This is a genomic window from Salsuginibacillus halophilus (assembly GCF_003014715.1).
GTDB classification, from domain to species: Bacteria; Bacillota; Bacilli; order Bacillales; family Marinococcaceae; genus Salsuginibacillus; species Salsuginibacillus halophilus.
The window spans coordinates 17,730-31,231 of record NZ_PYAV01000013.1 but is presented as its reverse complement, the minus strand read 5'-3'; the positions used below and the strand labels follow the sequence as shown (position 1 = coordinate 31,231).

At 44.3% G+C, this 13,502-nt stretch carries 8 protein-coding genes; 3 read left to right on the top strand and 5 right to left on the bottom strand.

What is annotated here, in order from left to right:
* Positions 1–22 precede the first annotated feature (22 nt).
* From secA to B0H94_RS12160, 4 genes are all read right to left on the bottom strand, one after another.
* Positions 23–2,551, bottom strand: coding sequence for a preprotein translocase subunit SecA (gene secA / locus B0H94_RS12175; RefSeq protein ID WP_106589549.1), 2,529 nt, complete (start codon positions 2,549–2,551; stop codon positions 23–25).
* 202 nt (positions 2,552–2,753) lie between these two features.
* The gene (gene hpf / locus B0H94_RS12170) at positions 2,754–3,326 is read right to left on the bottom strand and encodes a ribosome hibernation-promoting factor, HPF/YfiA family (RefSeq protein ID WP_106589548.1); all 573 of its coding nucleotides are present in this window, start codon (positions 3,324–3,326) and stop codon (positions 2,754–2,756) included.
* A gap of 155 nt (positions 3,327–3,481) precedes the next feature.
* A complete protein-coding gene (locus B0H94_RS12165) occupies positions 3,482–4,903 on the bottom strand; it encodes an NAD-dependent succinate-semialdehyde dehydrogenase (RefSeq protein WP_106589547.1) in 1,422 nt (473 codons plus the stop codon).
* A gap of 80 nt (positions 4,904–4,983) precedes the next feature.
* Complete coding sequence (locus B0H94_RS12160) at positions 4,984–5,418, bottom strand: RrF2 family transcriptional regulator (protein WP_106589546.1); 435 nt, start codon at positions 5,416–5,418, stop codon at positions 4,984–4,986.
* Positions 5,419–5,580: 162 nt separating this feature from the next.
* Here B0H94_RS12160 and hmpA point away from each other — a divergent pair, with 162 nt between their 5' ends.
* From hmpA to B0H94_RS12145, 3 genes are all read left to right on the top strand, one after another.
* A complete protein-coding gene (gene hmpA, locus B0H94_RS12155; RefSeq protein ID WP_427909954.1) occupies positions 5,581–6,801 on the top strand; it encodes an NO-inducible flavohemoprotein in 1,221 nt (406 codons plus the stop codon).
* An 837-nt stretch (positions 6,802–7,638) separates the two neighbouring features.
* Positions 7,639–9,600 carry a diguanylate cyclase gene (locus tag B0H94_RS12150; protein WP_181315396.1) on the top strand — a complete coding sequence of 654 codons (1,962 nt, stop codon included), beginning with the start codon at positions 7,639–7,641 and terminating at the stop codon, positions 9,598–9,600.
* A 116-nt stretch (positions 9,601–9,716) separates the two neighbouring features.
* Entirely contained in the window at positions 9,717–11,912 is a 2,196-nt protein-coding gene (locus tag B0H94_RS12145) for a putative bifunctional diguanylate cyclase/phosphodiesterase (protein ID WP_181315395.1), read from the top strand.
* Positions 11,913–12,181: 269 nt separating this feature from the next.
* On the opposite strand, the gene cypC is transcribed toward B0H94_RS12145, so the two are convergent.
* Complete coding sequence (gene cypC, locus B0H94_RS12140) at positions 12,182–13,492, bottom strand: CYP152 family fatty-acid peroxygenase CypC (protein ID WP_106589543.1); 1,311 nt, start codon at positions 13,490–13,492, stop codon at positions 12,182–12,184.
* Between the last annotated feature and the right edge of the window lie 10 nt (positions 13,493–13,502).

The following is a 13,502-nucleotide window of genomic DNA, read 5'->3' as shown; positions in this document are numbered from 1 at the left end:
CGCTCACCTCGTTTAACAATCATCAACCTGCGTTTTGACCGCAGCACTGCTTGTACTTCTTACCGCTGCCACAAGGACACGGATCATTACGCCCGATCGTCTGGCCACGTTGTACCGGCTGTTTCTTTTGATTTTTCTTACGCTCTTTTTCGGTATTATTCCCATGTACCGCTTCACCTTCAGCTACGGTTTCGCGTTCTACGTTTTCTTTAATTTCGGCTTTTAACACGTAAGTAACAACTTCTTCTTCAATGTTGTTGATCATTTCTTCAAACATGTTGAAGCCTTCAAACTTGTAGTCACGGAGCGGATCATTCTGCCCGTAAGCGCGGAGGTGAATGCCTTGACGCAGCTGATCCATTTGATCAATATGGTTCATCCACTTTCGGTCGACCGCTCGAAGCATAATCACTTTTTCAAACTCACGCATCTCTTCGCCATAAGACGCTTCTTTCTCATCGTAATATGCTTTTGCTTTTTCATTAATCAGCTCGATCATTTCTTCCGGTTCTTTGCCCCATAATTCATCGGAAGACAAGTCACCTTCAAATAGCACCGTGCCGTTCATATATCTTACAATGGCTTCTAAATCCCAGTCTTCCGGGACTTCATCTTCTGGTGTGTGTGCCTGCACACCGCGTTCAATGACACGTTTGATCATATCTTTCACAATGCTGCTTAAGTTTTCAGATTCTAGCACTTCTTTACGCTGTGCATAAATGATATCACGCTGTTCGCGCATCACATCGTCGTACTGTAAAATCTGCTTACGCGAATCCTGATTGCGTCCTTCAACGCGCTGCTGCGCTTTTTCTACAGCTCTCGTAACTAGACGGCTTTCAATCGGCTGATCTTCATCCATTCCGAGCTTTTCCATCATGTTGTACATGTTTTCAGAACCAAAGCGGCGCATCACATCATCTTCCATCGACAAGTAAAACTGCGATGCACCCGGATCACCTTGACGACCTGAACGTCCGCGGAGCTGATTATCGATCCGGCGGCTTTCGTGGCGCTCTGTACCGAGTACAAATAACCCGCCAAGCTCGCGCACACCATTACCAAGCTTAATGTCAGTTCCACGTCCAGCCATGTTGGTGGCGATGGTAACCGCACCGCGTTCGCCGGCATTTTCAATGATTTTCGCTTCGTTTTCATGGTTTTTCGCGTTTAAAACGTCGTGCGGTACGCGCCGCTTTTTTAACATGTTTGAAACAAGTTCAGACGTATCAACACTTGCTGTACCAACAAGCACCGGCTGACCTTTTTCGTGAAGCTCTTCAATCTGATCAGCGGCAGCTTTAAATTTCGCATTTTGCGTTTTATAAATTAGGTCAGACTTATCATCGCGTACAATCGGCTCGTTTGTCGGAATTGAAGTAACGTTCATTTGATAAACGTTACGGAATTCTTCTTCTTCCGTTTTCGCTGTACCTGTCATACCAGCAAGTTTTTCATACATTCTGAAGTAGTTCTGGAATGTAATTGAAGCCAGGGTCATGCTTTCTTTTTGAATTGGCAGCCCTTCTTTTGCTTCAATCGCTTGGTGCAGCCCGTCGCCGTACCGCCGGCCTTTCATTAAACGGCCGGTAAACTGGTCAACGATAACAACACCATCTTCATCAACGACATAATCCTCATCGCGCACCATCGCTTGATGAGCTTTTAAAGCTTGGTTAATGTGGTGATTCACCTGAACGTTATCCTGGTCATACAAGTTATCAAGCTGAAAATAACGTTCTGTTTTATTAACGCCCTCTTCGGTAAGTTGAACGTTTTTCGTTTTCTCATCAAACGTGAAATCTTCATCAACTTTTAAATAGCGTACAAGCTGGTCTGCAAACCCGTATAGTTTTGTCGATTGATCTACTGACCCGGAAATAATTAACGGCGTCCGCGCTTCATCAATTAAAATCGAGTCCACTTCATCGACGATCGCAAAGTGAAGATCGCGCTGGACCATCTGCTCTTGATAAAGCACCATGTTATCGCGTAGATAATCAAAACCAAATTCATTATTCGTACCATACGTTATATCGCAGTTATACGCTTCCTGCTTTTCCAGCTTTGTCATTCCTTTTTGATTTAAACCAACAGACAACCCGAGGAAGTTATACAAAACGCCCATATCCTCACTGTCGCGGCCTGCCAGGTAATCGTTTACCGTTACCACATGTACACCTTTACCAGTTAAAGCATTTAAATACACTGGCATCGTTGCAACAAGCGTTTTACCTTCACCAGTTTTCATTTCAGCAATATCTCCATCATGTAAAGCAATGGCACCTAAATGCTGAACACGAAACGGCGTCATGCCTAGTGACCTTGTTGCGCCTTCACTTACGACGGCGTAAGCTTCCGGCAGCAGCTGGTCAAGCTTTTCACCGTTTTGGTAACGCTCTTTAAATTCTTCCGTCTTCTGTCGTAAGCCATCATCTGTTAACTTCTTAACATCTTCAATATGCGTCTCAATTTGATCCACACGCTTCTGCATCTTTTTAACGATGCGTTGATCTGTATCCCCGACAACTTTTTTCAAAAGTCCTAACATATACGTATCATCGCCCTCTCTTCCACTGGCTCCAATGTAAGGCGCCACACTTAAGTTCTATTGTATCAATTCCATTGCAACGTTACAATCAAGCCTTACCGCTAAAATGTCGCTAAAAACGTCAACCCTTTACTGCTGAACGTAAAAAAGCAGAAGCTGCCTTTTCAGCAGCTTCTGCTTTGTTTATAATTTCTGTTCCGGCTTAAGATTCCGGCTCAATCAAGCCGTACTTGCCATCATTACGACGATAAACCACGCTTGTGTCACCGCTTACCGCATTGGAGAATACGAAGAAGTTGTGGCCGAGCATATCCATCTGCAGGACTGCTTCTTCTGCATCCATCGGCTTTAAGTTAAATCGTTTTGTACGGACAATGTCTACATTATCCTCTTCTACACCTTCATCTTCATCAAAGTCGACATAATTCAGCTCTTCGATATCATCGACAAATGTTTGTTTAACTTCACCGTTTTGCTGTCTAAACTTACGGTTGACACGAGTTTTATGCTTTCGGATTTGACGCTCCAGCTTTTCGACGACAAGGTCGATCGCTGCATACATATCGTTGTGCGTCTCTTCAGCCCGGAGAAGAAGCTGAGGCATAGGGATTGTAACTTCAACGCTTTGTTCGTTATTGAGAACTTTCAGGTTAACGTGGACATCAGCAATCGGTGTCGAATCAAAATAACGCTCCAATTTACTAATTTTCTTTTCCACGTATCCCCGTAAAGACTCGCTTACTTCGATGTTTTCGCCTCGAATATTAAAATTCATCAAGACTCCTCCTTTCGTGTCTACACTCTTCTATATACCTCAAGTAACCCCCTGCTGAAACGGACAATTTTTTCAAGAAAGTTTAAATTCTCGACAAAACCTTGTCCGCTTCTGCAAAATTGAGATTAGAAAGTGCGAAACATGCCTAAATTCAACTATTTAACACCTAATGAAACGTACTTCGTTTCAAGAAACGCTTCAAGTCCTTCGCGGCCGCCTTCCCGGTCTAAGCCGCTCTCTTTCATGCCGCCAAATGGAGCTTCAGCTGCTGAAGGACGTCCATCATTCCAACCGACAATGCCAAACGCTAAATTTTCTGCGACATGCATGCCGGTTTTCATGTTTTCTGTAAAGAAGTACGCAGCTAAGCCGTAACGCGAAGCATTTGCCAGCTCCACCGCTTCTTCAACTGTTTCAACCTTCTGGATAGGTGCTACCGGCCCGAAGGTCTCTTCCTCCATCATGACCATATCGTGGGTCACATTAGAAAGCACAGTTGGTTTATAAAACCAGCCGCCATCTTTTGAGAAGCCTTCACCGCCGGTTTCTACAATTGCCCCTTGTTCACGGGCGTCCTTAACGTGACGATCCACCTTGTCATAAGCTTCTTTGTTAATTAGCGGGCCAAGCTGATTCGATGTGTCCATCCCGTCACCAACGTTCATTGACGCAGCTTTTTCCTTAAACTTTTCCACAAATGCTTCATACACATCAGCCTGCACATACACCCGGTTGGCACATACACAAGTCTGCCCGGCGTTTCTGAACTTTGAAGCTGCCGTTTCTGCTACTGCCAGATCTAAATCTGCATCGTTTAAAACAATAACAGGTGCATGTCCGCCTAGTTCTAAGGAAATCTTTTTCACGTGTTCAGCTGAGCCTTGCATTAAGTGCTTACCGACAGCCGTTGAACCAGTAAACGTAACTTTTCTCACCTTCTCCTGGTTTAAAAGCTCATCACCGATTCCTTTTGCATCCCCAGTAACGAGATTGAAAACCCCAGCCGGAAGACCTGCCTGTTCACAAAGCTCAGCAAACTTTACTGCTGAAAGCGGCGTGTCCTCTGCCGGCTTTAAGACGACAGTACACCCTGCTGCAAGCGCCGGTGCGACTTTGCGTGTCACCATGGCCTGCGGAAAATTCCACGGGGTGATTGCACCAACGACACCGACCGGCTGCTTGAATACCATAAACCGTTTCGAACGAGCGTTTGAAGGAATAATATCACCGTAAGCACGCCGGCCTTCTTCAGCAAACCATTCTAAAAATGAAGCAGCATACTCCACTTCACCTTTGGCTTCCTGCAATGGTTTACCCATCTCTTTCGTAATTAATTCTCCAAGCTCATCGCGGTGTTCAAGCATCAACGCCTGCAGTTTTTTTAAGTATTTCCCCCGCTCCTCAGCGGTTTTCTGCGACCAGGATGTAAAAGCTTCTGACGCTGCTTTCACGGCTTCAGCCGTTTCTTTACTGCCGGCATCCACTGCAGTACCCACCTTTGAACCATCAGCCGGGTTGGTTACATCAAATGTGTCACCACCCTGCCACTTTCCTTGAATAAACAGCTTGCCTTCCATATGAAGCTCCGCCTCCATTCAATATGAAGTTGACGATACATTCACCTATACCCGCTGACCTCACAATGTAAGCATGGAGATTAAAATCCAAGCAGATGCCGGAGCTCTTCACGATTTTCAACCATATCTTCGAGCGTATATTGGTCAAGCACTTCTAAAAACGCTCCGAGTGCATCATGCAGTACATGGCGAAGTTTACATGCCGGGGTAAGTACACAATCGTTCGTTTTTGGATCAAAACATTCAAATAAAGCAAAGTCCCCCTCCATTTTCCGGACAACGTCGCCCACATTAATTTGTGAAGGTTTATCAGCAAGCTGAATGCCGCCACCGCGGCCGCGTATGGTTTCAATCAAGCCGAACTTACTTAATTCATACACAATTTTTGCGATATGGTTTTCTGATATCCCATATGCTTCAGCGATCTCTTTTTTATTCACAAGCTCACTTTCCGGTTTCGCCGCTGCATAAATTAATACGCGTAATGCGTAGTCTGTATATTTTTTTAAGTGCATTTAAATCCCTCTCTAATCCCTGTCGTGACAAAATTTTATCACATAAAAATATAAGCGTCATACTAAGCTTGCCATAAAAGATGTATTATATATATTTCTTTTTCTATTTTCGTACGATACAATAAAGATGTATTTCCCATACACCTTTAGGAGGTATAAATAATGACGATTTCATTTCAAAGCCAGCTTGATGAAAAAACGAAAGAAACAATCAAAGCGACTGCACCTGTCCTCGCAGAACACGGCACAACAATTACAACCCACTTTTACAAACGGATGCTAAGCGCTCACCCTGAGTTAAATCACGTCTTCAACCCGACCCATCAAGTAAAAGGAAAACAACCAGCCGCTCTAGCTAATGCTTTATATGCAGCAGCTACACACATTGATGATTTATCAGCGATCGCCCCGGCTGTGCGCACAATTGCCGAAAAGCACCGTAGTCTGCAAATCACGCCAGATCAGTACCCGATCGTTGGCGAACACCTGCTGGCTTCAATCCAAGAAGTCCTCGGCGAAGCAGCGACTGATGATATTATTGCCGCCTGGGGTCAAGCTTACGAAGAAATTGCGGAAATCTTCATCAAAGTAGAAGCAGAACTTTACGCTGAAACTGCAGCACAAACCGGCGGCTGGAACGGTTTTAGAAACTTCACTGTTACGTCCAAAGAAAAAGAGAGCGAACTTATAACATCCTTTTACTTAAAGCCGGCTGATGGTGAGCCGTTCCCAGATTTTCAGCCAGGTCAATACATTACAATCAAAGCTAATATCGAAGGGGAAACTTATACACAGATGCGGCAGTACAGTTTATCAGATGCGCCAAGTGCAAACCATTACCGGATTAGTGTGAAGCGCGAACCGTCCGGCACTGAAACACCATCCGGTAAAGTCTCCAACTGGCTCCATGATGCGATCAGCGAAGGAGACGAACTTCCTGTCACAGCGCCTGCAGGGGACTTTATGCTTGATACCTCCGGAAACGAACCGCTCGTTTTCTTAAGCGCAGGTGTTGGAGCGACACCAATTGTCAGCATGTTTAAAACCGCCCAGCAAAAAGCGCCAGAACGCAGCATTTACTATATTCACACGGCCTCGAGCGCTTCTGTTCACGGCTTAGCACAGGACATGGAACCGGTGTCTGCCAATGCTGTGACTCATATCCGCTACACAAACCCAGCACCAGGTGATGAACAAACGCCTTTCTTCGATGCTGCAGGACGAATTGACTTTGAATATTTGCAAGCTACTGTACCTAAAGACGCCTCCTTTTATTTCTGCGGCCCGGAAGGTTTTATTTACACCGTACTCGACGCATTAAATAAATGGGACGTAGCTGAAGACCGGATCAACTATGAATTTTTTGGACCTAAGTCAAATTAAGTTAAACGACAAGCGACTTTCAAAAAGCACGATTGTTATTTAGACGGGGCTGCCCCATAAGATATAATTTAAATGATAGGCATGGGAAATATACTCGCTTTCACCAATGGCACAAGTGCGACATAGACTCAACCTGCGCTTACGCTTGATTTCGTCGTGTCTGCTTTGCCGCCGGACAACGCTTCAGCTTCCTAATGATCAAAACCCGCTCATTGCATGATCTTCAGCTGTTGCTTTTCCTGCAGGAGTCTCGTATATTTCCTGTGCCTTTTTCTTAAATCGAATGTTTATAACCCTTTTGAGACAGCCCCGCCTCTTTTTTGTATAAAGACAACTTTCGAGCTTCTCTCTTTTCCTTCATCAATTTCCCGGGAAATTTTTTATCACATAGACGAATGAATTTCATGAGTTGTAATAATAGGATAAAAATCGAACAATGAGTGCCACCTTCACTTCAGACGATCACTTTCCCGAGGGCTTGCCTTCAGCCTGCACTTGATCCTCTAGGGGGGGTTGCTGTCTTTCGTTTCGGTTACTTTTGAATTCACGGATCATATAATGCTTGTTTTATAGCTCATGAAGCGTCTTTAAAAAATGGCTCATCCTATGTAGAAATTGTGTGATCAAGAGGGTATCTATGGTGTTTCATGACGATATTATAACTGAAGGATGACAAGCATCGGCGGCGATGCCTACAGGAAAAGCACGAGCCGACAGTTTTAAGTTTTTATGATTTTAGTCCGATTATCACTTGCGATTTATGTCGATTTTTGCTGAAATGTATAAGGACATTTGAACCTTTCAATGTTATTTTTTTCTTGTTTAGGAGCGAAGATGATGGACATACAAACATCGTTTAATATGACCCTGTTGTTTCTTGCGTTGCTCGCAGCCGTCGCTATGTCCTTTACAGCCGTTTATATCATTACATTTGAAGAAAAACAGAAACGATACACCCGTTTTATTTCATTGTGCATTTGGAGCCTCGGACTTTGGACAACTTATCTTCTCACGTTATTTGCTTGGGAAGTTCCGTTACATGTTTCTTTCAGTTCACTTTTACTCGTTATATCACTCGTGGTGACTACGTTAGCTGTCTGGACAGCAGTTTATTACTTAAATGCGCACTTTTCTCAACGCCGCTTAGTTTTTACGACTTTATTTTTAAGTGCTTCATTTGGAGCTATGCATTTTATCGGTATTTTTGGGTTGCAGATAGCTGCAAACATCAGCTATGACTGGTTATGGCTCTTTTTTGCGCTATGTAGTGCTGTTTTACTTTCTTATTTATATTTAAAAAGCATTACAAAAGCCTCGTTTCAAAGACGCCCTTTTGCTTTCGGCCTTACAGCAGGCTTGACACAAGGTTTAACTGCCTTTTTCTTTCATACAACTGCACTATCATCAATTGAACTAACTTATTCGAACACGTTGCGCCAGCACGAACCCTTTTACGCTGTCTCTAATGATCACGCTGCTATTCCGATTGCTGTTTTTATTGTGATCATCGTTAGTATGTTTTTCTATATTGCTTACAAAAACATTAAAATGATGCAGTCTGTGCAAAAAAAGGAACAAGAAACGCGCGATATTTTAGCAAGCATCAGTGATCCATTCATTTTTGCCGACAACGATGGAAAAATCATTTACATGAACAACACCGCTGCACGCTTTCTTTCATTAGACAAAAAAGTCTTAAACAACGTGCTCCATACGAAAGTGTTTCAAAAGAACCCTGCATTGATTCAACATATTCAACATGCATCCAATAAATTAGAAGAGGAGATTCAATTTGAAGGTGAGTGGCTTGAAGTTACATTTTATCCTTCTCCTTCAGGCTGGGGCATCTTAATGGAAAGTATCACTTGGCAAAAAGAGATGGATTGGTTAATTCAAGAGCGCGAGCGTAAATTCCGGGCCGTTTTTAATTTTTCAAGCGTTCCACTCGTCGTTGCCGATCGTGATTTGAATATTTTGGAGGCCAATAATGAGTTCCATAGCTTGTTTTCTTCCGATGCTAAAATGCAGCTGTACGACTGGATCAGTGAAGAAGACCACCTGAAAGTTCAACAGAAGCAGGAGCAGCTTTTCACCGGGACACTTGCGGCATATACGCTCGCTTTAAAAATACTTGTGGGTGACGAATTGCGGGAATTCGAAATGAAAGCATCCATTGTTGACAGCTCCTATACCCAAAAAGCTTACAGCGTTCACGTGCTCGAAGATGTGTCAAAACAACAAGCTGAAAAATACGAACTTCAAATAGAAAAAGCACGGATGGAAAAAGAAGCAAAACTCGATGAACTTACAGGTGTATACAACCGGCGGGCTTTTGAGGAATTGTTACAAGTTCTTTGGGGGTCAGTTAAAAACCAGCGCATCCCACTTGCCGCCCTTTTTATCGATGTTGATAACTTCAAAGACTATAACGATCGTTACAACCATCTTGAAGGTGACCGCTGCCTGCAAGCAGTCGCTAATGCGTTAAAAGCGGAGCTCACCCGTGAAATGGACACCGTTGCTCGTTTCGGCGGTGAAGAATTTGTTGTGCTGCTCCCGGGCGCAAATAAAACGGAAGCACTCGAAGTCGGAGAAAACCTCCGCAACAGCATTGAATCCTTGAATATCAAACATGAAGGTTCTCCTTATGGCATTGTCACCGTAAGCATTGGTGCAGCTGTTGTAACAGCCACTGATCATCATAATGCAAGAGACTTTTTAAAAGAAGCAGACGAAGCATTATATAAGGCGAAAGACGGAGATAAAAATACCGTGGCATACATTCAAACGAAGCCGTGAGCTAACCAATCTAAAAAGCTTTGCCTACAAAAGTTGTCGCTCATTACCAATTCTCATGATAAAATGGAACCAAATCAAAACGAGTTTAAGATTCACGCTCAGAAAGGGGCTGGATGATGAATTCCTTTCAAAGCTACCAAGCAGACTTCTCGGAAAATCGGAGTCTGCATACGCACTTACTTACCCAGATTTATGAAGCAATGTCTTCAACAAGCGACCAAAACGAGACCTTCTTTGAAACAATGGTCGAGCGTCTCGCCTCTGTTCTCGATGTGAACGCGGCGTTTATCGGAGAGTTCATCCAGCCCCAAATTGTTGAAACGAAAGCATTTATATTTGATGGCACCTGGATCGATAACATTCATTATCATATTACTGACACACCTTGTGAACACGTAAAAAAAGAACATCAAGTCTGCTGCTATCCGCAAAATGTGCAGCAGCTGTTTCCAAAAGATGAAGAGCTTGCCGGGGTTAATGCTGAGGCTTATTTAGGTGCACCATTAACCGACAGCCAAGGAGAAGTCATTGGGATTATCGTAATCTTGAATCAAACGGCTTTAACACAAAAAGAACTAGCTCAAACCATCCTTGGGATTTTATCCACTCATGCTTCACACGAGCTCGAACGAATCCGCCATAAGCGTGCTTTACAGCAGAGCGAAGCAAAGTATAAACAACTGGTGGAAAATTCGCCAGATGGTATTGCAATGCTGCAAAATGACCGTATCGAATATATAAACGAGCAGGGTAGAGTTAATCTCGGCTTTGAGCAGCCTGGATCACTACCCGGAAACTTCACTGCACTGTTTCCTCCTGAAGAACAACGGCGTTTACGTGACGAGCTCAAAGCTGTAGAAGCAGGGGTGAAAGAAACAACCGCTTTAGACATTTCATACCTCACACCTGATGAAAATAAACGGAACTTTTATTTAAAAGCGCTTTACTGCGAGTTGAATGAAGAGCCGGTTGTTCAAATCATTATCAGGGATATGACTGAACAAACGATGAATGAAGCAACAATTCGCTATATGGCATATTATGATGCTTTAACGGATCTGCCTAACCGTTATTATTTATACGAGCGCGGTAACGAGTTGCTTGACCAAGCCCATACGCAGGACGAGCGTGTTGCGGTTTTTTTAATTGATATCCACCGGTTCAGCCACATCAACCATAATTTCGGTCACGAAACCGGAGATACACTTTTGCGTGCAGTCGGAGACCGCCTCCGCCAATTTGCGAAATTTGGCGATTTAACCGTGAGATGGAGCGGAGAAGAATTTTTATTTATTCATCCAATACAAACGCCGGAAGAAACCAATGTTGAACTGGGAGATCAGCTGATTCAGCTGTTTGAAGAGCCGATTCGCGTTTCCGGGTTAGAGCTGCACGTGCCTGTACGTATCGGTGTAAGTGTTTACCCGGTGCACGGCAAAGATTTCAGCACACTTGTGAACAATGCAGATACTGCACTGCATCATAAAGATGCGAATGCAGCAAAGGAACTGACTTGGTACGAGCCTTATATGAACCACCAGACTAATGAAATGATAGCTCTAGAAAGCAGTCTACGCTCTGCTTTACAGTCAAATGAGTTTGAGCTGCACTACCAGCCTCAACGAGACCTTGCAACCGGCGAGATCACCGGAGCTGAAGCCCTTCTCCGCTGGAATCACCCGGTTTTTGGCATGGTACCGCCAAAAGATTTCATCCCTATTGCTGAATCATCAGGTATGATTGTTCCCATCGGTACGTGGGTGCTTGAGCAGGCATGCGCAGATATGAACAACTTGATCGAGGCGGGGATGAGAAACATCAGCTTGTCGGTGAACATGTCACCGCGCCAATTTTATCAAGAAGACTTCATCCAAAGTGTGCAACAACTTTTAGAGCGAAAACAAACCCCAGGCTGCAGTATTAATATTGAAATTACTGAAGGTATGGCAATGGACTTCACCGTACAGAATATCGAACGTTTAGAAGTTCTCCGGGAGCTCGGACTTGGGTTATTCATTGATGATTTCGGCATCGGCTACTCCTCACTCAGCTACATGAGCACTCTTCCGTTCGATGGCTTAAAAATCGACCGTTCGTTTGTGAGCCGGATGCTGCATAATTCAGCTGATGCGAAAATTATTAAAAGCATGATTGACCTTGCGCATAACCTGGAGATGAGTGTCGTTGCTGAAGGTGTTGAAACTGAAGCACAATACAATTATTTGCGCGAACTCGGCTGCGACACCATGCAAGGTTTTTTATTAGCAAAGCCAATGCCGATTGAAGACTTTAAAACATCTTTCAATCAATAACCCCCCGACAGAGGGATTGGCTTCAGCTAATGATTCACTTCCACAAAGGATCAATATTTTTAGGTGTCAGGCACAAAAAACGTGCCAGAGACCTAGGCCAAATATGAGATAAAGAGCGGCTGACGAGCATCGGCGGCGATGCCACCAGGAACAGCGCGTGCCGAAAATCCCGCAGGCAGTGACGTTCTGCCGAGGAATTTAAAGCGTGCCCGGGGCAAGCGTCCGCCGAAAAGCAACGTCAACCTTCGCTTTTTAGCTCGATTAAATATTTACGACTTCACAACAGTCTGGCTCTGTTCAACGTTCTGCTCTTCTGCAACGTCAAATTTCACTCTTCGCACATGACGGATCTTAAACCCGCTGTTCGGCAGTGTCGGCATCCGTGATAAGCTGTAGCTTAAGTCTTGCTTTGGCACTGTGTATGTTAAGTGGCGGACAAAGTAGCGAAAGAATGCTCTCATCACCATTACCGTTGTCCATTCTCCTGCGCACCTGTGTCCCATATAATGATCGCCGCCACCTTGGGGGATAAAAGAAAACGGACTCCCGTTCCAATCTTCAAATCGTTCCGGACGAAATTCATCCGGCGCCTCCCAATCATCCGGGTGACGGTTTGTGCCGAAGAAGTCTAAAACAACAAGCATATCCTTTTTAAAATCATAGCCGCTCCATGTAAAGTTTTTCTTTACCCTTGCTGCCATCGCCGGAGCAAACGGATAAAAGCGGCGGGTTTCCTGCGCAAACTTATGGCTGTAGTCATTTTCATCTTCACGCAGTTTTCCCACCGTCTCCGGGTGCTCATGCATGGCCATAGCTCCAAATACGAGAAAATATGCCGTCGCAAGCAGCGGTCTGATTGTATTATTTAACTCAACCCCTGCTGTTTGTGCATCCAGCAGCTTCCCGTTTTGATCGCGGTGATTGGCAATGATATAAAGCGGTGTATATGGCGGTGCCTCAATCCGCCCTGCCCGCGCATCTTTAATGATCCCTTTTAACCACTTTTCTTGAGATTCACGCGCCTGTTTTCCTTCTTTCAACCGGTCGAGCGAACCACCGAAAGAATCGACCATACGTGCCATTTCTTCAGTACGCTGTTTAACTTCGTCTTCTTTTAGCGGAACCCCTGCCCAGCGGCAGCCGCTGCGGGCCAGAACTTCAAGCATTTCGTCGAATAAAACAACTTCTTGCTGCTTTTCCCAACCTTGGGCTTTCGCATCAAGTTCTTCAAGGGCAATATCTTTCATCGCTTCCAATCTTTCCGGTGTCATCATTGATAAAAACATTTGTTTCCTATGTTTATGAGCACTTCCGTCCATGCCATGTACACCGTTACCTAAAAGTGACTTTTTCAACACTTTCGGCACCGCATTTTTCCGATAAAACTTCTCTTCATCGTAAAAAATTTCAGCCGCCTCAGCCCCCCCCATACATACTGTTTTTTTACCGAGCAGCCGCGTTTCAAAAATGTCTGACTCTAACTGTTGGCGCCGCGTGCGCAAAAACTCAAACCCTTCATTAATCAAGGCCATCGTATTGTCAACGCCTTTTGCTTTAGGTACAGGTGATTTTACTTTCATCCATGCCGCC